The 25133-nt window shown below is 61.2% G+C and carries 19 protein-coding genes and 1 pseudogene; 13 read left to right on the plus strand and 7 right to left on the minus strand.

The features are described from left to right. Positions 1-20: 20 nt before the first annotated feature. On the plus strand, positions 21-2240 hold the full coding sequence (locus ACQREB_RS03760) for a VWA domain-containing protein (RefSeq protein ID WP_427765459.1): 2220 nt from the start codon (positions 21-23) through the stop codon (positions 2238-2240). Between the two features lie 53 nt (positions 2241-2293). Further along, a complete protein-coding gene (ptsP, locus tag ACQREB_RS03765; protein WP_427765462.1) occupies positions 2294-4051 on the plus strand; it encodes a phosphoenolpyruvate--protein phosphotransferase in 1758 nt (585 codons plus the stop codon). A gap of 91 nt (positions 4052-4142) precedes the next feature. On the opposite strand, the gene ACQREB_RS03770 is transcribed toward ptsP, so the two are convergent. Then, positions 4143-4943, minus strand: a complete 801-nt coding sequence (locus ACQREB_RS03770; RefSeq protein WP_427765464.1) for a glycoside hydrolase family 16 protein — start codon at positions 4941-4943, stop codon at positions 4143-4145. A gap of 286 nt (positions 4944-5229) precedes the next feature. Between ACQREB_RS03770 and ACQREB_RS03775 the strand changes: the two genes are divergently transcribed. From ACQREB_RS03775 to ACQREB_RS03790, 4 genes are all read left to right on the plus strand, one after another. Then, positions 5230-7527 (plus strand): LPS-assembly protein LptD, encoded by a 2298-nt coding sequence (locus ACQREB_RS03775; RefSeq protein ID WP_427765466.1) that lies wholly within the window; start codon positions 5230-5232, stop codon positions 7525-7527. 4 nt (positions 7528-7531) lie between these two features. Continuing rightward, the gene (locus ACQREB_RS03780) at positions 7532-8401 is read left to right on the plus strand and encodes a segregation and condensation protein A (protein WP_427765469.1); all 870 of its coding nucleotides are present in this window, start codon (positions 7532-7534) and stop codon (positions 8399-8401) included. Positions 8402-8481: 80 nt separating this feature from the next. Then, positions 8482-8802, plus strand: a complete 321-nt coding sequence (locus tag ACQREB_RS03785; protein WP_427765471.1) for a helix-turn-helix transcriptional regulator — start codon at positions 8482-8484, stop codon at positions 8800-8802. 3 nt (positions 8803-8805) lie between these two features. After that, a complete protein-coding gene (locus tag ACQREB_RS03790) occupies positions 8806-10056 on the plus strand; it encodes a type II toxin-antitoxin system HipA family toxin (protein ID WP_427765473.1) in 1251 nt (416 codons plus the stop codon). A 562-nt stretch (positions 10057-10618) separates the two neighbouring features. Here ACQREB_RS03790 and ACQREB_RS03795 read toward each other — a convergent pair. The 5 genes from ACQREB_RS03795 to ACQREB_RS03815 form a co-directional block, all read right to left on the minus strand. Further along, a complete protein-coding gene (locus tag ACQREB_RS03795) occupies positions 10619-11749 on the minus strand; it encodes a glycosyltransferase family 2 protein (protein ID WP_427765475.1) in 1131 nt (376 codons plus the stop codon). Continuing rightward, on the minus strand, positions 11746-12963 hold the full coding sequence (locus tag ACQREB_RS03800; RefSeq protein ID WP_427765477.1) for a hypothetical protein: 1218 nt from the start codon (positions 12961-12963) through the stop codon (positions 11746-11748). Before ACQREB_RS03800 ends, ACQREB_RS03795 begins: the two co-directional genes overlap by 4 nt. Positions 12964-13059: 96 nt before the next feature. After that, the gene (locus ACQREB_RS03805; protein ID WP_427765479.1) at positions 13060-14148 is read right to left on the minus strand and encodes a glycosyltransferase family 2 protein; all 1089 of its coding nucleotides are present in this window, start codon (positions 14146-14148) and stop codon (positions 13060-13062) included. Beyond that, on the minus strand, positions 14145-14561 hold the full coding sequence (locus tag ACQREB_RS03810; protein ID WP_427765482.1) for a GxxExxY protein: 417 nt from the start codon (positions 14559-14561) through the stop codon (positions 14145-14147). Before ACQREB_RS03810 ends, ACQREB_RS03805 begins: the two co-directional genes overlap by 4 nt. A gap of 14 nt (positions 14562-14575) precedes the next feature. Continuing rightward, positions 14576-15793: a glycosyltransferase family 4 protein gene (locus tag ACQREB_RS03815; protein WP_427765484.1), complete on the minus strand. Its 1218-nt coding sequence runs from the start codon at positions 15791-15793 to the stop codon at positions 14576-14578. Positions 15794-15863: 70 nt separating this feature from the next. On the opposite strand from ACQREB_RS03815, the gene ACQREB_RS03820 reads away from it, so the two are divergent. Then, positions 15864-17138, plus strand: coding sequence for a tyrosine-type recombinase/integrase (locus ACQREB_RS03820; RefSeq protein ID WP_427765486.1), 1275 nt, complete (start codon positions 15864-15866; stop codon positions 17136-17138). A gap of 271 nt (positions 17139-17409) precedes the next feature. Here ACQREB_RS03820 and ACQREB_RS03825 read toward each other — a convergent pair whose 3' ends face one another. Beyond that, positions 17410-18576 carry a Fic family protein gene (locus ACQREB_RS03825; RefSeq protein ID WP_427765489.1) on the minus strand — a complete coding sequence of 389 codons (1167 nt, stop codon included), beginning with the start codon at positions 18574-18576 and terminating at the stop codon, positions 17410-17412. A gap of 620 nt (positions 18577-19196) precedes the next feature. On the opposite strand from ACQREB_RS03825, the gene ACQREB_RS03830 reads away from it, so the two are divergent. From ACQREB_RS03830 to ACQREB_RS03855, 6 genes and pseudogenes are all read left to right on the plus strand, one after another. After that, the gene (locus ACQREB_RS03830; protein WP_427765492.1) at positions 19197-20441 is read left to right on the plus strand and encodes a glycosyltransferase family 4 protein; all 1245 of its coding nucleotides are present in this window, start codon (positions 19197-19199) and stop codon (positions 20439-20441) included. A gap of 7 nt (positions 20442-20448) precedes the next feature. After that, on the plus strand, positions 20449-21654 hold the full coding sequence (wecC, locus tag ACQREB_RS03835) for a UDP-N-acetyl-D-mannosamine dehydrogenase (RefSeq protein WP_427765493.1): 1206 nt from the start codon (positions 20449-20451) through the stop codon (positions 21652-21654). A 5-nt stretch (positions 21655-21659) separates the two neighbouring features. Continuing rightward, on the plus strand, positions 21660-22823 hold the full coding sequence (wecB, locus tag ACQREB_RS03840) for a non-hydrolyzing UDP-N-acetylglucosamine 2-epimerase (protein ID WP_427765496.1): 1164 nt from the start codon (positions 21660-21662) through the stop codon (positions 22821-22823). Positions 22824-22852: 29 nt separating this feature from the next. Further along, positions 22853-23239: a GxxExxY protein gene (locus ACQREB_RS03845; RefSeq protein WP_427765499.1), complete on the plus strand. Its 387-nt coding sequence runs from the start codon at positions 22853-22855 to the stop codon at positions 23237-23239. Positions 23240-23556: 317 nt separating this feature from the next. Next, complete coding sequence (locus ACQREB_RS03850; protein ID WP_427765502.1) at positions 23557-24573, plus strand: glycosyltransferase family 2 protein; 1017 nt, start codon at positions 23557-23559, stop codon at positions 24571-24573. Between the two features lie 99 nt (positions 24574-24672). After that, a pseudogene (locus ACQREB_RS03855) lies at positions 24673-25077 on the plus strand (UDP-N-acetylglucosamine 2-epimerase); the annotation flags it as partial. Positions 25078-25133: the final 56 nt, after the last annotated feature.

The following is a 25133-nucleotide window of genomic DNA, read 5'->3' on the forward strand; positions in this document are numbered from 1 at the left end:
ACCTCTTCCATCGCCTTTCCATGAATTTTTTCCTGCATCCCGAACGCCTTTATCACCTGCTCTGGATCGTTCCCGCGCTGACGGCGCTTTACGCGCTCGCGGAAGCGCGACGCCGCCGCGCGCTGCGCGCGATCCTGGGCGCTCCGCATTTTTCCGCGCCCGACGGCGTTCCCGTCGGCACGGACGTTTCCCGCGGCAAGCGCTTCGCGCGCTTCCTGCTCCTGCTCGCGTGCGCGGCGCTGACGACGGCGGCGTGGGCGCGCCCGAGCTGGGGCGAGACGGTCGTGCCGTTCCGCGGCGCGGGGCGAGACGTCGTCGTCGCGCTCGACCTCTCCAAATCGATGCTCTGCGAGGACGTGCGCCCGAGCCGGCTCGCGCACGCGCGGCGCTTCGCGGCGCTGCTCGCCGAGCGCATGCGCGGCGACCGGCTCGGCCTCGTTCCCTTCGCGGGAGACGCCTTTCTCGCCTGCCCGCTGACGTTCGACCGCGCGAGCTTCCGCGCGATTCTCGACGACCAGGAAATCGGCTCGATTCCGCTCGGCGGCACGAATCTCGAAGCCGCGCTGAAGACGGCGGCGGGCGCGTTCGAGACGGCGGAAAATCTCGGCCACTGCGCGATCGTGCTCGTCACCGACGGCGGCGAGCTGAGCGGCTCCGTCGCGCGCGAGGCGGCGAAGCTCCGCGCGGCGAAGCTGCCCGTCGTCGTGGTCGGCGTCGGCGATCCGAGCGCCGCCGCGCCGATCCCGCTGCGCGACGCGGACGGGAACGTCTCCTACCTCAAGGATTCCGGCGGGAACACGGTCACCGTGCGTCTCGAAGAAAAGCCGCTCGCCGAGCTCGCCGCGGAAACCGGCGGCGTGTACGTGCGCTCCGCGGCAACGGAGATGGGCGACGAGACCGCCGCCGCGTGGCTGCGCCGCCTCACGCCCGGCGCGGCGGAGGAAAACGTGCACGCCGTCCCGATCGAGCGCCGCGAATGGTTTCTCGTTCCCGCGCTCGTCGCGCTGCTGCTCTACCTGATTTCGGGCGAAACGCGCTCGGCGAAAGGGCTGCGCGCCTCCGCGTTCGCGCTGCTGCTGCGCGCGCCGAAGACGCCCGCGTTTTTCGCGCTCGCTCTGCTGCTCGCGGGAACGCGCGACGCCGGCGCGCGGGACGAAGACGCGCCCGTTCCCGCGGAAACCGCCGCCGCGGACGCCTCCGCCGAGACGCTCTGCGCGGACGCCCTGCGCGCGCAGGAGGCGGGCGAAATCGCGCGTTCCCGCGAGCTCTACCGCGAAGCGCTCGCGCGGCCGGGGATTTCGCCGCGGCTCCGCGAAGCCGTGACGCAGAACCTCGGCGCCGGCTTTCACGCCGAAGCGCGGAACGAGACCGCGTCCGCCGCCGAAGCCGCGCGGAGCGGACCCGACGCCGCGCTCGAAAAAGTCTCCGCCGCCGAAAAGAATTTCGCCCGCGCGAAGGCGCTCTACCGCGACCTGCTGCGCGCCGGAAACGCGAAGAACGCCGAGGCCGCGGCGGGAAATTTTCGTCTGCTTCTCAACGACGAACAGAGGCTCGCCGAGCTGAAAAAACAGCTCGAAGAGCTTAAGAAGCGGCAGGAGGAAGCGGCGCGAAACGCCCGCGAAGCCGCCGAAAAACAGCGGCGCGCGAACGAGGAAAAGCGCGACGAAAACCGGAGCGACGCGCGGCGGGACGAAAACGGAAAAGACGCCGGAAAGCGCGGCGCGGGAACGGATTCCGAAGCTCAGCGCGAGGCCGACGCCGCGCGGGAACGCGCCGCCGAAAGCGCGCGCGCGCTCGAAGACGCGGCGAAAAATCTCGGCGACGAAAAACGCGAAAACGCCGCGCGCCGCGCCGCGGAGAAAACGGAAGACGCCCGGCGGGAACGCGAAGCCGGAAACGGCGGGAAGGCGGAGGAAAGCCTCGACGAAGCCGCGAAGATTCTCGAAGACGCCGCCGCAAAAAATTCGGAAAACGACGGGAACGGCTCCGACGGCGGGGACGGCGAAAAAGACGGCGGACAAAAAGGCGGGAACGCCGACGCCGCGCCGCGGAACGCTTCCGAAAAGAACGCGGAAAACGCGGACGGGAACGCCGGCGCGGAAGCGGGAGAAGGGCGCGAACTCGACGCGGGCGCGGCGGAAGCCGTGCTGCGCGACATGGAAAAGGACGAGACCGAACGCCGCCGCGCGATTCTGCGCAACGGCCGCGGCAAAGCCCGCTCCGCCGAAAAGGACTGGTGAGCCCGGCGCGTTCGCGCTTGCGCCGGGGCGGCGCCGGGGCTAACTTTGAACGCATGAACGACTCGCCCGAAAAAACCGAATACTGTCTCCAGGGCATCGGATGCGCCCCCGGAGTCGCCCGCGGCAAAGCCTTCGTCTTCCTGCAGAAAAACGAGGACATTCCCTGCTACAAGGTCGAAGACACGGAGGCGGAAATCCGCCGTTTCGAAGGGGCGATCGCCAAGACGCGCGAACAGATCGCGAAGCTCTCGGAGGAAGTCCGCCAGCGCGCCGGCAGCGCCGGGGGCGACATTTTCGACGCGCACCTGCTCGTGCTCGAGGATCCCGCCGTCATCGACGAGACCAAGAAGGCGATGCAGAGCTCGAAGCTCAACGCCGAGCACTGCGTCAATTCCGTCGCCTCGCGCTACATCGAATTTTTCTCCGGGCTCGACGACAGCTACCTGAAGGAGCGCGTCGCCGACATCCGCGACGTCGCGCAGCGCGTTCTCAAAAATCTCCTCGGCTCCGCGCAGGACAATTCGCCGGAGCGTTTCCGCGACCGCATCGTCGTCGCCGAAGAGCTCACGCCCTCGGAGACGATCGCGTTCGACCGCTCGCACGTGATCGCCATTCTCACGGACACGGGCAACCACACGTCGCACGCCGCGATCATGGCGCGCTCGCTCGGCATTCCCGCCGTCGTCGGTCTGCGCAACGCGTCGCTGCGCATCGCCCAGGACGACGAGATTCTCGTGGACGGCGACCGCGGGCTCATCTACGTCAATCCGAGCCCGAAGACGCTCGACATCTACGAACAGATTTCGCTGCGCCGCTCCCGCCTCGAAGCCCTCATCGCGGAAGAGAACGTCAAGCCCGACACGACCGCCGACGGCAGCTTCTTCCGCATCGAAGCGAACATCTCCGGCAAGGAGAACGTGGAGACGATGCGGAAGACGCACGTGCGCGACGTCGGGCTGTTCCGCTCCGAAGGCATCTTCCTGCGCTCGGGCGATTTCCCGCCCGAAGAGGCGCAGTACGAGGAATACCACCGCGTCGTCGAAGCGCTCCCGCCGGACGCCGAGATCGTCATCCGCACGCTCGACATCGGCGGCGACAAGCACATCGCCAGCGGCCTGATGCCGGCGGAGGAAAATCCCTTCATGGGCTTCCGCGCGATCCGCTTCTGTCTCGAGTTCCGCGAGATCTTCAAGGAGCAGCTCCGCGCGATTCTCCGCACGAGCACGCGCGGAAACGTGCGCATCATGTTCCCGATGATCAGCTCGCTCTCCGAACTCGTGAACGCCAAGGAAGTGCTCGAGGAGGCGAAGTCCGAGCTGCGCGCCGCCGGCGTTCCCTTCGACGAGAACATTCCCGTCGGCTCGATGATCGAAGTGCCCGCCGCCGTCGCCATCGCCGAAGACCTCGCCGAAGAGGCGGACTTCTTCAGCATCGGCACGAACGACCTCACCCAGTACATGCTCGCGGTGGACCGCGGGAACGAAAAGATCTCGCACCTCTACGATTCCTTTCACCCGGCGGTCATCCGCGCGATCGCGAGCACGATCGAGGCGGCGCACAAGGCGAAGATTCCCTGCACCGTCTGCGGCGAGATCGCGGGCGATTCCGTCTTCGCGCCGCTCCTCGTCGGCCTCGGCGCGGACGCGCTGAGCATGACGGCGAACTCCGCGCCGCGCATCCGCTACATCCTGCGCCACAGCACGCTCTCGGACATGCGCAGACTCGCCCGCTCCGTCCTCGCCGACCCGAACCCGCGCAACATCCAGGAGCGCATGACGCTCTTCATCAACGCCGTCCTTCCCGCCCGCTGAGGCCTTTCCCCGCAAAGGGATTTCGAGGGCAAGCGGGATGCTTGCCCTCCCGTAAAATCCGCGGGAAAATTTCGGGACGAGGCGGCGGGCGTCAGCGCGTCTTCAGATTCGCGTCGCGATAGACGCGCACCCAATCGACCTGCATTTCGACGGGAAGGTGCGCGGGATTGACCTTGCCGGAGGATTCCACCCAGCCGCCGCCGAGCTGCATGTCCACGAGAACGTAGAACGGCTTGTCGAACGGCCACTGCCCGTTCTTCGCCTCGGCGGGAACGCGCGGATAGGTGAACGTCTCCTTGCCGTTGATGAGAAAGACGAGCTTGTCCGGATGCCATTCGACGCCGTAGACGTTGAAGTCGTCGCGCCTGATTTTTCCCGTCGAACCCGGGCGCGGATTGTTGCGCTTGAGCGTCCACGTGTAGCGGGAATGCACGGTCTGGTAGGCGACGTCGTCGAAGTTGAGATGCTCCATGATGTCGATTTCGCCGGCGTCGGGCCAGCCGCCCTTTTCCGGGAGCATCCACAGCGCGGGCCACGCGCCCTGCGCGCAGCCGAGCTTGGCGCGGATTTCGATCTTGCCGTAGCGGAAGGAAAATTTCCCCTGCGTCGAAATGCCGCCCGTGATGTAGGGCGACGGATCCTTCTTCGTGTTCGGGTTGACCTTGCCGCGCAGAATCAGTTTGCCGTTCTTCACGGCGAAAAGCGACGGATCGCTCGACATCGTGTTCTTCCAGTCGGGCTTGCCGCGCTCGATCTTCGACCAGTAGCGCGGGTTGATCGACGCGCCGTTGAACTCGTCAGCCCAGACGAGCTTCCACTGCGGCGCGGCGAACGCGGGAACGGCGAGCGCGGCGAAAAGAACCGCGGGAACGAAAAGGCGGGGAATTTTCATGCGAGCCATGATGGTCGCGCCGGCGCGTTCCCGCAACGCAATTTCGGGCGCGGAAGGTGATGAAGTGATGGAGTTATGAAGTTATGGAGGTTCTTTGCGCTCGGCTTCGCCGAAAGGATTTCGAAAAACACTTTCGCGGAGCGAAACGCAATCAACTTCATAACCTCGTCACCTCCATAACCTTCCTCGCGCACGCCGCTCGCGTCGCGTTTTTTTGTTTCGCGGAACAGCAAAATCGTTAGGATTAACGGAAATTTTCGGTCACTCCTTTTTCGCATTCCGCACCGTGTTGACGCTAAGACAACTTGCCGCCGCAGCGATCGTTCCCGCCTTTTTCGTCGCGGGAACGTTTTTTGCGTTTTCTGAACCCGAAGCCGCCGCCGAGCCGGACGCGGGAACGCCGACGGAAACGGCGCCCGACGAACGCGGAGAGCCCGCGGCGGCGGAACCCGCGGACTCCCCGGGCGCGCCCGCCGAAGCGAAGCCGGAGAAAGCGGGCATTCCGCTCACCTACACGCGTCTTTCCATCGGCAAGGACGGCGTCATCCGCTACGAGAACGCGGACCTGAATTTCGAAAATCTCGGCATTCACGCGGACGAGCTCGCCTACGACGCGAACGCGCAGGCGGCGCGCGCCTCGGGCTCGGTCTCGATCGACATGGACGCAATGCGCGTCGTGACCGATTCCGTCGATTACGACCAGAAGACGGGCTCCGTCTCCGCGAAGAACGTGCGCGGCGGCGCCGACTTCTTCTTTTTCAAGGGCGAAGAAATCTCCGCGGGAACGGGCGGCGACGCGACCGCGGTCGCCATCCGCGATTCCGAGGCCTACGTCGGCGAGCCGCACTGGAGCTCGGTCTCCTTCGGCGCGGGGCGTATCGACTACGACAGCGAGGAGGACTGGCTGCACCTGGGCCCGTCGATCTTCCGCGTCGCGGGCGTTCCCGTGCTGCCGCTGCCGCCGCTTTCGGTGCCGCGCATCGAGCGGCCGCCCGTGCGCATCTGGGCGAATTCCGGCGAATCCTCGACGCCGGGCTTTTATCTGCGCACGACGACGCACCTCACGATCTGGGACGACTACGAGCCGGGGCTGCTGCTTGACTTCTACGAGCGCTCTGGCCCGCTCGTCGGCCCCGCGCTCGCCTACGACACGCGCGGCGGGAACGCCGATTCCGCGCGCTGGATGTTCGGCGACTTTCAGGCCGGCTACATCAACGACACCGCGAACCGCGAACCCGACATCTACCGCAACGAGATCGGCGGTCGGCGCGGCTTCATCGAATGGACGCACAAGCAGGAAATCGACGGTCTGGAAATTTCCGCCGCGATTCACCGCTGGAGCGATTCCGAAGTCACGCGCCATTTCCGCCCGGACGTCTACGACGCCAACCGCAATCCGGACAGCCATTTCGAGTTCGTGCTGCCCGGCGACAACTACTACGTTTCCGCGCTCACGCGCGTCCACCTCAACGACTACCAGAGCACGCAGCAGCGCCTGCCGGAAATCCGCTTCGACCTCGTGCCGACGGAGATTCTGAACACGGGCGTCCGCCAGCGCTTCAGCGCCTCCTACGCCTGCCTCGTCGAAGAGGATTCCGACCAGTATCACCTGCGCCGGACGAACAAGGACGACCGCCTCGAAAGCTCCCGCGCGGATTTCTATTACGGGCTCGACGCGCCGATCGCGTTCGGCGACTTCGCGACCTTCACGCCGGTCGCGGGCGTCCGCTCCACGTTTTACGGAAACGCCGTTCCCGACGCCGACGACAATTACTGGCGCACCGTCGGGCAGATCGGCTTCGACCTGCAGTTCTGCTTTTCGGGAACGAACGGCTACCGCAACGAGACCTGGGGCATCGACGGCCTGCGCCACGTCTGCCGCCCCGTTTTCCGCTACCGCTACATGCCCGGCGTCGCCTCGCAGAGCTCCCGCATTCCCGAAATCGACCGCGACATCTACCGCGACGCGCCGACGATTCTCGACCTCGGCGACAACCGCGCCGTGGACACGCTCTACGACGAGCACATTTTCCGCATCGGCCTCGAAAACCTTTTCCAGACACGCGACAAGTCCTACGGCTCGAAGGATCTCGCCGAGTTCAACGTCTATCAGGACATCCGCAAGACGGACCGCCCCGTGGACGACGACACGCTGAGCGACAATTTCGCCGAGCTCGTGCTGAAGCCGGCGAGCTGGGTGAACTTCTCGCTGACGCACCGCATGGACGTGAGCGATTTCTCCTCGAAGTCGATCCGCGCGTCCGTGCGCTTCACGGACGGCGACGTCTGGGGCGTGACGCTCTCCGGGCGCTTCCTCGCCAACGACGACCTCGCCTACTACGGCTGCGACACGCACGCGCGCCAGTACACCGTGCGCGTCGACTGGCGGCTCAATTCCTATTACCAGTTTTACGGCGACTGGCGCTTCGACGACGAAAAGAACATTTTCACCGACCAGTATTACGGTCTGCGCCAGCGCCTCGGAAATTCCTGGAACATCGAATACTACGTGCGCTACCGCCAGGACGCCGGCGACGAAAGCGACTTCTCCTTCGGCGTGTCGCTGAGCCTGTTCGCCTATTGACGCGATGGAAACGCCCTTCGAAGATCCGGCGGAAAAACTCCGCGCCGAGACGCTCCGCGACGGGCTTTTCCCCGACGACGTTCCCGCCGTGCGCCTCTCGAAATTCGAAGGCCCGCTCGACCTGCTGCTGTTTCTCATCCGCAAGAACGAAATCGACGTCCGCGACATTCCGATCGTCGAGATCACGCGCCAGTACATGGAGATTCTCCGCAAAAACGAGGCGATGAAGATCGAGATCGCGGGGGAATTCTTCGTCATGGCGGCGACGCTGATGTACATCAAGAGCCGCATGCTGCTGCCGACCGGCGAAAACGCGCCGGAGCCGGAGATGAGCGCGGACGAGGACGAAAATCTCGACCCGCGCTGGCAGCTCATCCGCCAGCTCATCCAGTACAAACGCCTCAAGGACTCCGCCGCCTACATCGCCGGGCTCATCGAAAAACGGCAGGATTTCCTGCCGCGCATCGTCGAAAAGCCCGCCGCGCCCGAAGAACGCCCGCTCGCGCCGCTCGGGAAAATGGATCTCTGGAATGTCTTCAATCTCGTCCTCAAACGCCTTTCGGAGCGCATTCTTCCCGGCGAAATTCAGGACGATTCCGTGACGATCGCCGCGCGCATGAGCGACATTCTCGAGCGCCTGAAGACGGAAAAATCCTTCACGTTCACGTCGCTGCTTCCGGAAAAAATCACGATTCCGATGCTCGCGACGACGTTTCTCGCGTGCCTCGAGCTCGCGCGCCTCGGGCAGATGACGGTGACGCAGGACGAGCTTTTCGGCGAAATCTTCTGCGCCGCGCGCGCCCCCGGCGAAGACGTTCCCGCGCCCGCCGACGGCGAACAGCGCCACGACGACCCGCTCTTCGCCCGCCCGTAAGCCCCCCGCCGCCCCGAAAATCAAATAACGTTTACTTTTTTGAACAAAATCGCCACTCTTTGTTCAAGGTAATAAACATTATGAGAACGGCAAAACGAGCGCTCCTACCGAATCAGCGGCGCATTTTGGAAGAATTCGGCGAAAACCTCCGCTGCGCGCGGCTGAGGCGGGACTTGTCGTCGACGCAAGTCGCGGAGCGCGCCGGCATTTCCCGAGGAACGCTCGTGAAAATCGAGCGCGGCGACGAAAACGTCGCGCTGGGATTTTATTTTCGCGTGCTGACGGTTCTGTCCCTGGAAAAAGATCTCTCGGCCGTCGCGCGGGACGACGCGCTCGGACGCAAACTCCAGGACGCCAAACTGCCTCTACGCGGACGCGCTTCGGTGAAGGAGCAGGAGTGAATCATGGACGAACGCATTTTCGTTTATTTTGACGCGGAAACGTCCGAGCGGCCGATTCCCATGGGCACGCTTTTCGTCGCCCGCGCCCGCGGGAACGAGGTCTTTTCTTTCGAATACGAATCGGACTGGCTTCGCGCCCCGGCCGCGCGCGCTTTGGATCCGCATCTGGCGCTGTATGCGGGACGCCAATACGTTCCCGCCGACAAGACGAATTTCGGAATTTTCCTCGATTCCTCGCCGGACCGCTGGGGGCGCGTGCTCCTGCGCCGTCGCGAATCCCTGCGCGCGAGAGAAGAAAATCGACGGGAACGCCGCCTGACGGAGACAGACTTTCTTCTCGGCGTTTTCGACGGAAGCCGCATGGGCGCGCTGCGCTTCAAAAAATCTCCGGACGAGAATTTTCTCGACGACGATTCGGACGCCGCAATCCCGCCTTGGGCCTCTCTGCGGGAACTCGCTTTCGCCAGCACGCAGCTGGAAAGAGATGAACTCGGACGAGACGGGAAAACGACGCGCTGGCTGAAAATGCTCGTCGCGCCGGGCTCCTCTCTCGGCGGTGCACGCCCGAAAGCCAACGTTCAAGCCGACGACGGCGAACTTTGGATCGCAAAATTTCCGAGCCGCAACGACGAAACGGACGTCGGCGCCTGGGAGTGCGTCGTCGCGGAACTCGCAAACGCCTGCGGCATACGGACGGCTCCCTTCCGTGCGGAAAAATTCGGCAAAAACGGAACCACCTTTCTCACGAAACGCTTCGATCGAACCCGCCGACGGCGCATTCATTTCGCGTCGGCGATGACGCTGCTGGGTTACGAGGACAGCGCAGACGCCGCAGAGGGCGCAAGCTATCTGGAACTCGCCGAGCTGCTGATTCGAAGCGGCGCGGAAACGGACCGCGACCTGGAAGAACTCTGGCGTCGCATCGTGTTCAACATCGCCGTTTCCGACTGCGACGACCATCTGCGCAACCACGGATTCCTTCTTTCCGCCCGCGGATGGCGCCTCGCTCCGGCCTACGACCTGAACCCGAATCCCGACGGTTTCGCGCTGACGCTGAACATCACCGAAAGCAGCAACGCGTTGGATTTCGACTTGGCGTTGAGCACGGCGAAATGTTTCGGACTAAACTCTGCGAAAGCGGAAAAAATTCTTAAGGAAATCCGAGACGAGGTCTCTCATTGGCGCACAATCGCGACCCGCCGAAAAATCCCTCTCTCGGAACAAGAGCGCATGCGGCCCGCTTTCCGCACCTGAACGCGCGCCGTCTTCGTCCGAATTTTGGCGAACCGGGCAAAATTCAAGATGGACTTCCGTTTTTGCGCCCGCGGGAACGAAAATCAGCGGGAACGGGCAGCGGAGTCCGAACTATAAGGATTTATAGCCGTGTATAGAGGATTTTCACGAAAACGTCGAAATATGCGCTATAATTTGCAATAAATCGCTCTCATTCCGCCGAACTCGGCATCATTCGCCTCATGAATTCGTCGAAAAGCGGCACCGTGAAATCGGCGACGCCGCGGCTCGGGCCGTGAATCATGCCCTTCTTGAGCAACGCGGCGCGCAATTGCGGAAACCCCCGCGAACATTTGACATTTTACAAGCCTGCGTTTTGACAAAATACGCCTGCGACCCGCATAAACAAAGGATTTTCCGAATCTCGAAGAATTGCGCCGGCTCCGGGCGACATTTGACACTTCCGACCTCGGACAATTGCGCCGCGCCGCGTTCAGCCGCGGGAACGCGCGGCGTCCGCGTAGAGCCGCAGATAGGCGGCGGCGGTTGTGCGGACGCGTTACGAAAGCCCCCCCCCCGATATTTAAAGAGGCTTATCCGAACGTGCGAATCTGGCGTACAACTTTATCATCTTTCGGATTTTATTCATAAAAAAGCTTGCGAGGGAAAAGCCGAAAAGCCGAATAATCCATGCGCTCACACAGGCTTTTGGATTCTGCCTATAGCGCAATAACCATGAGCGTTCGCGGATTTTCTTCTGGCTCTCCGTATCCAGCGATTGCCATTGAAGGATCTGCCCGGAAAGCGTAAACGCCGCAAAAGAACAAAGCGCGGAGCTCGCCTCTTTCGTCCAGCACGGATTCTGCGCATTTCGGACAAGTTCATCGATGCCTCTGCAGACACCTTCGACACGCCGCGAGAGCGCCGACCGAGACATCTCGTTCGTTATCGATCCTTCCCGCGCCTGCCGATAGGCGTAGCCGAACATATTCATACATCTCCAGTTGCGGGCACGCGTCATCAGATTTGCAAACCACGGCGTATCCTCAGAAACCAGGAAGTTCTCAAAGCTCAAACAGTTTTCCTGAAGAAATTTTCTCTCAAATATTTTATTGCACGCTGACATTCTGAAAACCCCGCCTCGACACATCGAGACCACACGGGCGTTTTTGTCCGCGTTCCGAGAACACTCGACAAGCGAATACTCTTTCCACCGCACAAAACGCCCTTCCGGGAAATAATCCGAAATATTGAACATCAGAAAATCACACTCGTCCGCGCGGGAACGCCAAGCGTCCGAGAGTTTTTCAAGCAACCGATCTTCATTCCAGAAATCGTCACCGTCTAGGAACATCAGAAGTTCTCCGCGGGCGGCAAGCATTCCCGCATTGCGCGCGGAGGAAAGCCCGGCGTTCGTTTTGTGAGTCACGTGGACGCGGGGGTCGCGCTCGGCGTAGGCGTCGCAGATCGCGCCGGAGTTGTCCGGGGAGCCGTCGTCCACGAGGATCAGCTCGAAGTCCGTGAAGGTCTGCGCGAGCACGCTTTCGATGCACTCGGGGAGGTATTTTTCCACCTTGTAAACGGGAACGATGACCGAGATCTTCGGGGCGGGTTCTTTTTTTGCCGCAGATGACACAGATGAGCGCAGATGTTTTTCCGCGGCGGGTTCATCCGTGTTCATCTGCGACATCTGTGGCTGAAATTCGGGTTTCATTTCGAAATCTCTCTCTTTTTGATACTCGGTGGAAACATGTTTTCGCGTTCTTGCAATTTCGCTCGCCCGCAACAAACCGCCATGCAGACCAAAAGTTCCGGGAAAAATTTGCACCGATGGCGAATCGCCGTTCCCGCCGCAATAGTTCCATATCCGAAAACAAACGTCATGGCCAAAATACAAATCATCAGATAGCGGACGACATTTTTTTGCTCCGCCTTTACGATTTTTTTCAACGAAAAGACAACTTTCCCAAAGGCGAAAATATAAAACGTGGAATCGAAACAAAACGTGAAAACGTCCATGCCATTGCGCCAATCTAAGGGAATCGGAGAAAACAAAAAGTAAAACATCTTCAGCGGCGAAAACAGCAAAAGCAGGTAAGGATTGGAAATCGTTAGCCATGTCAAATACGACGATCCCGCAGCATCCGCGTTATGCTCGCCGTCAACAGCGACTTCGCCCTCACCGAGCGCCGTCGCCATCGCATCCACGCGCTGGTCCATTAAGGGGAACAACGCAACAACCATCGCCGCCGCTAAAATCACGCCGCCAAGTGTCGCGACGGAAAGCGCGTTTCTCTGCCTACGAGGACGCCAAATCGCAAGCGCCGCAACATATCCACAGAGCCAAAATACGCATCCTCCATGAAAAAATGCCGCTCCCGCAACAAAAAGAATCGAAAGCGATAACATAAGAATTCCACCACTTTTCATCCAGCGAATGAAAAACAGAGAAGAACATGCGAGGCAAAATTCAATAGGTGATTCACGAAGCAAAATCGCGGAAAACGCAAGAAGGTGCGGGAACAAGGCAAGGAACGCCACCCCAATTTTTTCTTGCCTCTCGGAGAAATTCAATTCTTTGAAAATCTTCATGCAGACGAGCACAGTTCCCATTCCGAATGCGACGTTGAGCTGCTGTGCGATAATCCGAATCGGTCCCACGATGAAATAGAGGCTCGTCAGAAAATCCGTGTATCCCGTAAGTCTATCATAATAGCTTCCGAGTCGAAAATTTCCCTCAGAAATGCTCGCAAATGCTTCGGTGTCATTTCCGCTGTGCGGCACTTGAAACCATTGAAAAACATCCGCGAAAAGAAAAAACTCGCGCGCTAACAAGCCTATGAGCAGAAAAATGAAAACCCCGCTCTTGAGTTTGAAAGTCATCGTCCAACTCAATATAATCAAAGCATTGACGACGACGAACGTCATCCCAACGAAACTCTCCATCGCCGGGCTAATTCCATCGTTCCGCAAAGGAGCGAACAACAAAACTTGAAAAAACGTGAGAAGAACTATTGGCATTTTTCAGCAATGGATTTTTTTCAGTTTCGTCAAAACGGAATGAGTCAAAGCAAGCACCTTTTCGCAATGAATCCGTAGCACGAATGCAATCGCCCACGGCAAAAGTAGAGAGCACCTGCACGGGAGCAAGCTTCCGCTGAGGGGTTTCAACTCTTTCTGCCAAAATCCACGCCCCCGTAATGGAACTGACTCGAGTACAAGCACTTTCGCGACATGCAGAGCGCGCCACGCACACATTCGCGCGAACGCTTCTTCCGACGCTTCAATCCTCTGCAACGTCTCCTTCTCCGCTTCATAAAGCTCGTAATAATACGCCTCGCTTGCCGAGAACGTCCTCATCGCGGATCCGTCGCGAAAGCGATAAAAATACACGCTTTGCCGCAGTTTCACAGCTTTGCGCAATCCGCTTACAGCGGCACGCAGATTCATCAAGACGTCTTCACCGACGTTGAATCTCGCGGGAACGCTCATCACCCACGGCGTGAGCAGGCGTTTGCAAAAAATTTTCGCAAACGGACCGGCAAGCCATATTCCATTCCCGATACCCGCAGCGTAATCCGTAACATTCGAACTCATCGAGACTCCGGAATATATTTTGCCAGTTCTGTTGACAGGAACATCGCCCGAAAAAAGTTCGTACTCTCCTTCAACTATGTCCGTGTCGGCGTCCGCATGTGCAAAAAGCAACGCCAACGCGTCGGTGGAAACGACGTCGTCGGAGTCGACGAACATTATCCACTCCGCGCGGGAACGCTCCACGCCAAGGCGGCGCGCCGAAGTCACGCCGCCGTTTTCCTTGTGAAAGACGCGGATGCGGGGGTCGCGCGCGGCGTAGGCGTCGCAGATCGCGCCGGAGTTGTCCGGAGAGCCGTCGTCCACGAGGATGAGCTCGAAGTCCGTGAACGTCTGCGCGAGCACGCTTTCGATGCACTCGGGGAGGTATTTTTCCACCTTGTACACGGGAACGATGACGGAAATCTTCGGGGCGGGTTCTTTTTCAGCCGCAGATGACACAAATGGGCACAGATGTTTTTCCGCGGCGGGTTCATCCGTGTTCATCGGCGACATCTGCGGCTGAAATTCGGGTTTCATCGGGAAGCGGTGTTGATGAAGCGTCTGATGCGGGCGCGAGGCTCGCCGAAGTTGACGAGCAGGCACAGCGGGAGCCGCGTCGCCTTCAGGTAGTTGATGCACTGTGCGGCGTGCGCGTCCGTGAGCGCCTTGACGGATTTGAGTTCGAGGATGATCTTTCCTTCCACCAACACGTCGCAGACGAATTCGCCGACGAGTCGGTCCGAGTAAAAGACGTTCACGGGCTTTTGCGTCTCGAAGCGCAGCCCGGATTTTTCCAGCTCGACGCAAAGCGCGTTTTCGTAGACTTTTTCCAGAAAACCGCTCCCGAGCTCGGAGTGCACGGCGAACACGCACGCGATGACGCGTTGCGAAAGGGCGTTCAGTTCATCCGTGTTCATCGGCGACATCTGCGGCTGAAATTCGGGGTTCATCGGCGGCGGGAAAATCATTTTCGGGGGAGCGCGAGATACGTCGCGAGCACGGCGCGCCAGACGGCGGAGCGTTCGTAGCGCGAGGCGATCAGCCCACGGGAACGCGCGGCGAGCGCGGGGACGAGAGTCGCGCGCCCATCGAAGAGGCGGCGCATGGCGGCGAGGAGCGCCGCTTCGTCGCGCGGAGGCACGATGAGACCGTTTTCGCCGTCGCGGATGATTTCGTTGCTGCCGTTGATGTCAGTCACGAGCGCGGGAACGCCCATCGCGCCCGCCTGCATCACGACGTTGGGAAAACCTTCCCGGTAGCTCGGAAGGACGAACACGTCCGTCGCCGCGTAATACGGGCGCAGGTCGTCCCGGTAGCCCGGCGCGCGGATGCCCGAATCGGCGCGGGCGATTTCCGCGCGGACGTCGTCGGCGATCGGGTCGAGCGCGTCCTCGAAATCGCCGAGGAGGAGCAGCCGCACGGCGTTCCCACCGAGCTCGCGCCGCAGCCGGGAGAAGGCGCGCACGAGTTCGTTGACGCCCTTGTCGCGCACGATGCGTCCGGCGAAGCCGAAGACGAGCGTTCCCGCCTCGGCGCCGATCTCGCGGCGAATCTCCGCCGCGCGCGCCTCGATTTCCGGCGTGCGCCGAAAATATTCCAGGTCGATTCCGTTGATGTTTCCGTTGAGGATTTTTTCCGTCGCCTTGCGCGTGATGCGTTCGCGCAGGAGCGTCGCCTTCACGCCGTCGCCTTCGGGAATGACCTTCGTCGCGAAAAAACAGGTCAGGCGCTCCATCGTCTTGAGAAGCAGGCGGAACGCGCCCGTCGTCGTCTCGAAGCGCAGCCCCGTCACATAGTAAATGCGGTGCGGCACGCGCGCGATCCACGCCGCCCACATGGCGAGCAGGCTTGCCTTGGGCGTGTTCGCGTGGACGATGTAGGGGCGTTCCCGCCGGAAAAGCCGCACGAGCGCGAAAAGCGAGCGCAGATCCCGCGCGGGCGCGATTTCGCGGCGCATCGGCACGTCCGCGACGCGGATGCCTTCGCGGGCGGCGACCTTCGCGAGCGTTTCCGCGCCGGAAGCGACGCCGACGACCTCGAAGCGCTCGTTCAGAAAGCGCAGCTGCCCGCGGAGCATGCCGTCGAGCGAACCGGCGACGGTGGTGACGCGCAGGAGTTTCGGGCGCGGACACGCCGCCCCCGACTCGGAGGCTTCCCCGGCGCTCTCTGCAGTCAAATTCACGATTTGCGAAGCATACCGAATTTCCCATTCGGGGGACTTTCCGCCGAAAACGCGTTAAATTAGCGGATCTATGGATATCGAAGACTTCAAAATTCGCGTTTCCGAAGATCTGCTCGCGCGGGCGCTCTGCGCCGAACAGACGCTGCGGGAATGCGGCGACGCCGACGTGCTCGACGCCGCGCGGTTCGTGCGCGAACTCTGCCGGACCGGACGCACGCGCAAATTCAGCCGACTGCGAAAAATTTTCGAGGCCGGGCTCGACGCGCTCGCGCAGCGGAGGCGCACGCCGACCTTCGCCGTCGCCTTCGAGCGCTACCTCCTCGCGAAATCCCACCTGCGGGAACGCACGCGCTACGACTACCTCTGCGTGTTCCGCAAGCTCGTCCGCCGCGATCCCTCGCTGCGCGCGAAGAAAATGCACGCCTTCGGCCCGAAGTTCGGTGAGCTCGTGTTCCCGCGCGCCTTCCGCACGCCGCGCCAGCGCCTCAACGCCTATTCCGTGCTGCACGCGTTTTTCGGCTACTGCGTCCGCCACGGCTGGATGGACGAAAACCCGCTCGCGAAAACCGACGTGCCCTGCGTGCGCGAACGCGAAATCGCCCCGCTGACGCCGCCGGAAATCTCCGCGCTGTTCCGCTCCGCGACTCGGCTCGGGCTCGACGACTGCGTTCCCGCGATCGCGCTGATGCTCTTCGCCGGAATCCGTCCGCGCGAGGTCGAGCGCCTGCGCTGGCGCGACGTCGATTGGGAGGAAAACGTCGTCTCGATCGCGCCCACGCACAGCAAGACCGGCGGCTGCCGCCACGTGAACCTTCTGCCGATTCTGAAAAAAATCCTCCTCCTGCGCCGCGGCTCCGAGCGCACCGGGCTGATCTGCCCGCCGAACTGGCGCCGCAAATGGAAGCACATCCGCCGAAACGCCGGCTGGCTCACGTCGAAAAACCCCTGGCGGCAGGACGTGCTGCGGCACACGTTCGCGAGCTACCATCTGAAATTTTTCCGCAATCTCACGCGGCTCCAATGCGAAATGGGGCACGGCTCGCTGCGTCTGCTGCGCACGCGCTACCTGTCCATGCGCGGCGTCACGCACGAGGCCGCCGCGCGTTTTTGGGGCGGGGAATGCGTCTGCGGCGTGCTTTTCGCGCCCGAGAAAACGCCGCCGCCCGCCGCGCCCGAGCCGGCGGAAGACGCGGGAACGCGCCCGGCGGAGGGCGCACCTCTCGCCGACCCGCGGGAACGCCTCGCGCCCGAGCCGCCTCCGCCGAATCTCGCGGGAACGCCGGCCGCGCCTCCGGACTCGACCGCGCTCGTCCCCCTAAGCCGCTGCAGACTCGGCGTCACGTAAGGGAATTTTCCTCGGAAAACGAACGCGTTCCCGCGGGCGGATTTTCGCCGCGCGCGCTCCCGCGACTGATGATAAATCTGCAGTGATGGTGCAGATTTATCATCAGTCCGCACCGATTTTTCGCGTCCGCGCCTTTCCGGATTTCTTAAAAGATCCTTTTATTTATGCGCTCTGAAACGCCAACTGCAAAAATTTGCAGAAACTTGCACTTCGCCGCGGGAACGCGCGAAAGGAGGGCGACCGTCCCAGTTGTCCGCAGTCGGAAAAGCGCTTACGCGTTCGCCGGCTTGTTTTCGTTGAACAGCGCCGCGCCTTTGACCGTCAACCGATATTTTTGCCCGGGATGGTTCAACCTGTCCGGATAAATCGGGCAGACGATTCCGCATTTCAGCGCCGGTCCCAAAGTGTATTCTCTGAAATTTTTTCGGTCTTTCAGTCCGAGCGCGGTCATCGCCTCTTTCGCCGAAAGGGCGCTTTCGCCCAGCGCCGCGACGAGCCTTCTCGTGGTTTCGCCGAGATTCGCCCATACGGCTTCCGAGCTTGAGGGGGTACTTGTGGGGGTACTTGTGGGGGTACTCCATTCCGCGGGCGCGTCGATGAGCATCGCCCGATTTCTCAAATCGTTTTGCTCGCCCAAAAGCAGATTTCGGAAAAACCGAATCAGAAAATCCGGATTCGGCGAGACGCCCTTTTTTACGTTCCGATAATTGGCGCGCACGAGAGCGTTTCGAAAATACCACGAATGCCGCTCAAACAGCACATTGTCCGCCTCGAAGCCGGCGGATCGCAGATATTTTATGAGAAATATCGCCGTCGTCCGCGTGTTGCCTTCAAGAAAAGGATGAATCTGCCACAGTCCCGCGACGAACTTCGCGATGTGGGCGATCGTTTCGCCCATATTCAGCCCTGAATACGAAAAACCGCGTTCCCGCGCGATGTCGTATTCCAAAGTCCGTTCCAGCTCGTCGTAGGCGACGTAAAGCACCGTGTCGCCGCGCAGCACCCATTCCTTTTTCGTGATGTCGCAGCGGCGAATCATCCCGGCGTGTTCGAACACGCCTTCAAAAATGCGTCGGTGCGTCGCGAGGAAGCCGGGAACGCTGAACGAAAACGAGCGCTCTCCGAGCAGTTTCGCGATGTTGACCGAGACTTTGTCTGCCTCCTGCGCGTCCGCTTCGTCCGGGAGACGCGCCGCGCGCGTTTCATAATAATTTCGAACCAGATTCTGCGCTTCGTCGATGGAGATTTCGCCCTCGATGTGACGCTGCGCCGTCTCCACAAGATAATCGGAGACGCGAAGCCCGTCCACGGCCTGAAGCCCGATCGCCGTTTTCCACGCGGAAGCGCGTTCCCGCGTCCGCGGCTCGCTCACGCGGACGTATTCGTCGAAATCGGAAAAGCGCGCTTCGCCTTCCGGCGGCTGTTCTTCGAAAAGCATCTGCGCTCAGTCTGCAGAACCCGTCCCGCGAACGCGACAGCAAATTTCTCCCGCGAAGACGCCGAGCCGCAAAGGTTTTTGCCGGAAGTCGACGGAAGTTCGGGAAAGCGATCTTGCCGGGCGCTTCCCGAAAACGACGAACGCGATTTTCAAACGCGAAGGACGCAAAGTTTTTTCCGTTTTCGAAAAAAACTTCCGATTTTTTCAAGTTTTTACAAAATTTTGAAAAAACTTTCAGCCCGCCCCGCGCTGCGGGAACGCGCAAAGGAGGGCGACCGTCCCGGTTGCCCGCGGGAACGCTTCCGCGCGCCCTTGCGTTTCCGCGCGAAAATCCGCGCCCGTGCGCGGGAAATTCGCGGTTCCGGCCCCGCTTTCTCCGCGCGGCGCTCCCTTTCCCGCGCCCGCGTTTCCGCGCCTCGCTTCGCGCATTTTTTGCGCAAATAATAACCTTGCTCACCGAATGGGAAATTCGGTATGCTTCGGGCTTTCAAAACCATGTCGATTTTTAAGGACAAGACTCTATTGATCACCGGGGGGACGGGCTCTTTCGGGAACGCCGTGCTGAAGCGCTTTTCCCGCACGAAAACTCCCCTCGTTCACGCGCGCTGAAGCCTTCGACCATGCGGGTTCTCTACTTTCATCAACACTTCACGACGCCCTCGATCGGAGGCGGCATCCGCTCCTACGAGTTCGCCCGGGCTCTCGTCCGCCGCGGACATTCCGTGACGATGGTCTGCGGAAAACGCCCCGGGCTCGACCTGCCCGCCTCCGAGCGCGCAGGCGTTTCCCGCGGCATGGTAGACGGCATCGACGTCGTCCAGCTCGACCTGCCCTACTCCAATTACGACGGTTTTCTCAAACGCGCGTGGACGTTCGCGCGCTTCGGCTGGGGCTGCGTGCGCATCGCCTTCCGAGAAAAATACGACCTGCTTTTCGCGACGTCGACACCGCTCACGGCGGGGCTTCCGGGCATCGTCGCGAAGCTCTTCCGCAAAAAAATCCCCTTCGTCTTCGAAGTCCGCGATCTTTGGCCGGAACTGCCGAAAGCCCTGGGGCTGAAAAACCCGCTGCTCCTCGCGGGAATGCACGTTCTCGAACGGGCGAGCTACCTCGCCGCGGACGCCTGCATCGGGCTCTCGCCCGGCATCTGCAAGGGCATCGCCCGCCGTAGCCCGGCGGGACGCGCGATCGAGATGATTCCCAACGGGTGCGACCTCGAACTTTTTCACCCGAAACACCGCGGAGAAATCGCCCTCCCCGGAGTGAATCCCGGAGACTTCACCGCCGTCTTTTCCGGCGCGCACGGCGTGGCGAACGGCCTTCCCGCCGTCCTCGACGCCGCCGCGGAGCTGAAGCGCCGCGGACGCGCCGACGTCAAATTCCTTTTCATCGGCGACGGGAAGATGAAGCCCGCCCTGCGGGAACGCGCCGCCCGAGAATCGCTCGACAACTGCCTGTTCTTCGATCCCGTCTCCAAATACGCGTTGCGCGACGTCGTCGCCTCCGCCGGGGTCGGTCTGATGGTGCTGAAGAATCTCCCCGCGTTCTACTACGGCACCTCGCCCAACAAATTCTTCGACTACATCGCGGCGGGCATTCCCGTGCTGAACAATTATCCCGGCTGGCTCGCGGACAACATCGCCGCCTCCGAATGCGGCAAGGTCGTCCCGCCGGACGATCCCGTCGCCTTCGCGGACGCGCTCGAAGCCCTGGCGGACGATTCCGCCGCGCGCAGACGATACGGAGAAAACGCCCGCGCGCTCGCCGAAAAGGAATTCGGCAGAGAAAAACTGGCGGCGCGCTTCGTCGAATTCCTCGAGGAGACGCGGCGACGGTTTCTCGAAAACGCTCCCGCGAAAAAATGATTTTCCCATGAAAACTACATTCATCGGCTTAGGCTACATCGGACTGCCGACGGCGATCATCGCCGCCAAGAGCGGGCTCGACGTCGTCGGAACGGACATCAACCCGACCATCGTCGAAAAAACCAACCGCGGCGAAATCCACATCGTCGAACCCGGGCTGCAGGAGCTCTGCGCCGAAGTCGTCCGCGCGGGCAAGCTGCGCGCGACGCTCACGCCCGAGGTCAGCGACGTCTATCTCGTCGTCGTTCCGACCCCGTTCAAAGGCAACCACGAGCCGGACATCTCCTACGTGGAGGCCGCGACGCGCTCCGTAATCCCGATTCTCAAGGCGGGCGACCTCTTCATCATCGAATCGACCTCGCCCGTCGGCACCACCGAAAAGATGGCGGAGCTGATCTACGCGCATCGACCGGAGCTCAAGGGCGCCCTCCACGTCGCCTACTGCCCGGAACGCATCCTTCCCGGGAACGTCATTTACGAGCTGGAGAACAACGACCGCGTCATCGGCGGCATGGACGAAGCCGCCACGCGCAAAGCGCAGGAATTTTACGCGCACTTCGTCAAAGGCAGGCTCCACCCGACGAACGCGAAGACGGCGGAGCTCTGCAAGCTCACGGAAAACTCCTCCCGCGACGTGCAGATCGCCTTCGCGAACGAGCTTTCCTTCATCTGCGACAAGGCGGGCATCAACGTCTGGGAACTGATCGAACTCGCGAACAAGCATCCGCGCGTGAAGATTCTCCAGCCCGGCTGCGGCGTCGGCGGGCACTGCATCGCCGTTGATCCCTATTTCCTCACGGCGGATTTTCCCGTGGAATCGCAGCTCATCGGCAAAGCCCGCGAGATCAACAACTACAAGGCCTTCTGGTGCGCGGAACGCATCTGCAACGCGATTCTCCGATTCGAGCTCGAACACAAACGCAAACCCGTTGTCGCGCTGATGGGACTCGCCTTCAAACCGAACATCGACGACCTCCGCGAAGCGCCCGCGAAATACATCGTCTCCAAGGTGCTGCAGTCCGCCGGGAACGCGGATTTCCTCATCGTCGAGCCGAACGTCCCCGAACACAAAATCTACAAGCTCACGGACTACCGCGAAGCCTACGCCAAGGCGGACATCGTGGCGATGCTCGTCGCGCACACGCCGTTCAAGGAACTTCCGTGGACCGACGAAAAGGTCATCCTCGACTTCTGCGGCGTCTATAAAAAGTGAAGCTCATGCCCGCGAAACAGCGTATCATGCTCGTGTTCGGGACGCGCCCGGAGGCCATCAAAATGGCGCCGCTGGTGAAGGCGTTCCGCGCCGTTCCCGAGAAATTCGAAACGCTCGTCTGCGTGACGGGGCAGCACCGCGAGATGCTCGACCAGGTGCTGCATCTCTTCGAGATCGTCCCCGACTACGACCTCAACATCATGAAGGCCGGGCAGGATCTCTACGACGTCACCGCGCGCGTGCTCACGGGCATGCGCGACGTGCTCGCCGAAGCGAAGCCCGACTTCGTCTTCGTCCACGGAGACACCACGACTTCCGCCGCCGCCGCGCTCGCCGCGTTTTACGCGCGCGTTCCCGTGGCGCACGTCGAGGCGGGTCTGCGCACGCACGACGTCTACAGCCCCTGGCCCGAGGAGATGAACCGCCAGATCACGGGGCGCATCGCGACGCGACATTTCGCGCCGACGCCCCTTTCCCGCGAAAATCTGCTCAAGGAAAACGTTCCCGCCGAGCGCATTTTCGTGACGGGCAACACCGTGATCGACGCGCTCCGCTCCGTCGTCGCCAAGCTCGGCGAGGACGCCGCGCTGCGGGAACGCGTCGCCGCGACGCTATGCTCGGCCGGCATTCCGCGGGAACGGCTTGACGCGTGGAGCACGGGAACGCGCCGCATGGTGCTCATCACGGGACACCGCCGGGAAAACTTCGGCGAAGGCTTCATCCGCATGTGCACGGGCATCCGAGACCTGAATCTGAAATATCCAGGCGTCGATTTCGTCTATCCGATGCACCTGAACCCGAACGTGCGCAGGCCGATCCGCGAAGTCTTCGGCGCGGGCGTTCCCGCGAACATGTTCTTCGCCGAGCCGCAGGAATACCTGCCGTTCGTTCGACTGATGGAGCTTTCTTCGATCGTGCTGACAGACAGCGGCGGCATTCAGGAGGAAGCGCCCGGGCTGGGCAAACCGGTGCTGGTGATGCGCGACACGACGGAACGCCCCGAAGCGCTCGCGGCGGGAACGGTGAAGCTCGTCGGCACCAGCCGCGAAAAAATCGTCGCGGAAGTCTCACGCCTGTTGGACGACGCGGCGCACTACGCGTCGATGTCCGAAGCGCAGAATCCCTACGGCGACGGCAACGCCTGCCGAAGAATCCTCGAAACCTTCTGAATCCATCCGCAAATTCACGAATTTCACGAATGACCTCCGAAAACAGAGAACTGCTTTTCAAGGACGAAGCCCACGCCGTCGTCGGGGCGGCGATGAAGCTTCACGCCGCGCTCGGAAACGGTTTTCTGGAAGCCGTCTATCAGGAAGGGCTGGCGCTCGCGTTCCGCAAGTTCGGCGTTCCTTTCGAAGCTCAGAAGGAGCTTCGCATCGAGCTCTGGGGCGAGAAGCTGAACAAGACGTATTTCGCGGACTTCGTCTGCTTCGGGAAGATCATCGTCGAAATCAAGGCTCTGCAAAAGCTTTCCGGCGCGGAAGAATCGCAGGTGCTCAATTACCTGAAGGCGACGGGCTTCCGCCTCGGGATCCTCATCAACTTCGGCGCGCCGAGCCTGGAGTTCAAACGCATCGTCCGATGAGCACGCAAAAACAGTCCACGAATTGCACAAATTCCACGAATTCTTCAATTGGTGAAATTCGTGAAATTAGCGGACCCGCCCCGATGAATCCCGAATTTCAGCCGCAGATGCCGTTCCCGCCGGAGGTCCAAAGCCATGCGCCAAGCGCCGAGCACGGAACGAGCACGCAAAAACAATCCACGAATTGCACGAATTCCACGAATTCTTCAATTAGTGAAATTCGTGAAATTAGTGGATGCTCCCAAAAAACAATTGGTGAAATTCGTGAAATTAGTGGACCCGCCCCGAAGATTTCGGTCATCGTTCCCGTTTACAAGGTGGAAAAATACCTCCCCGAGTGCATCGAGAGCGTGCTCGCGCAGACGTTCACGGACTTCGAACTCATCCTCGTCGACGACGGTTCCCCGGACAACTGCGGCGCGATCTGCGACACCTACGCCGCGCGCGACCCCCGCATCCGCGTCTTCCACAAAGAAAACGGCGGCGTTTCCTCCGCCCGCAATCTCGGGCTCGACCACGCCCGCGGCGAATGGATCGCATTCGTCGATTCCGACGACACCGTGGGCGAAAAATACCTTGAACACCTTTGGAGCGAAGGACCCGCCGCGGGAACGCTTGTCTTCTCCGGCCTCACCAATCTCGACGAAAAAGGACGCGAAACACGCCGGCTTCAATTCTCGGCGGGAACGCGTCCCGTCCGCGAAGCGTTCCGCGAGAAACAGCTTTACCTCTACGGCTATCCGGTTTCAAAGCTCTACGACGCCCGCGTCGTCGCGCGGGAACGCCTTCACTTCGATCCGGAAATTTCCATGTCGGAAGACATGCTCTTCATGGCGGATTACCTGCGCTTCGCTTCCGCAATCGCGTTCCGCGCCGCCTGCACCGACTATTGCTACTGGTTCCGCGCCGGCTCGCTCTCGAAACGCTACGAACCATTCGAAAACGCGTTCAAACTTTTCCTGCGGGAACGCGAAGCGTTCGAAAATCTGGGAATCTTCGACTTTAACGACCGCGAACGAGGTATGTTCCAATGGGGCTTCTTCCGAGCGATTTCCTGCCTTTATCGCCCGCCGTTCCCGCCGCGCGCCGAACGCCTCGAAAAACTGCGCCGCGCACGCTCCGAACTTCGCGGGAACGAATTTTCAGCGGCAGACATCAATTTTCGGAAACGGCTTTTTCTCACGAAACGTTTCCACGTTTTTGATTTCGTGACGAATCTTTTGTTCCGTCTGCGCTACGGCATGCTCGCGCCGGTGTGGATTACTTACCGCGCATGGGTAAACGCTTCCGCGCACCGCCGAAACAGAAAAAAAAAGGAGAAAGGATTAAAATGAACCTCCTTTTCCTATACGGCGCAGAAATCAACCCCGAGCGCGGCGGCGTGCAGCGCGTGACGTCCGTGCTCGCGGACGAATTCTCTCGGCGCGGGAACGCGCCGCATGGTGCTCATCACGGGACACCGCCGGGAAAACTTCGGCGAAGGCTTCATCCGCATGTGCACGGGCATCCGAGACCTGAATCTGAAATATCCGGGCGTCGATTTCGTCTATCCGATGCACCTGAACCCGAACGTGCGCAAGCCGATCCGCGAGGTCTTCGGCGCGGACGTTCCCGCGAACATGTTCTTCGCCGAGCCGCAGGAATACCTGCCGTTCGTTCGGCTGATGGAGCTTTCTTCGATCGTGCTGACGGACAGCGGCGGCATCCAGGAGGAAGCACCCGGGCTGGGCAAACCGGTGCTGGTGATGCGCGACACGACGGAACGCCCCGAAGCGCTCGCGGCGGGAACGGTGAAGCTCGTCGGCACCAGCCGCGAAAAAATCGTCGCGGAAGTCTCACCCTTTTCAATTTTAGAATGATGAGGAAGCAGATAGAGAATTCAGAAAACAAAAAC

The sequence above is a fragment of the Candidatus Spyradosoma sp. SGI.093 genome (assembly GCF_050314555.1).
In the GTDB taxonomy this organism is placed as follows: domain Bacteria; phylum Verrucomicrobiota; class Verrucomicrobiia; order Opitutales; family UBA953; genus Spyradosoma.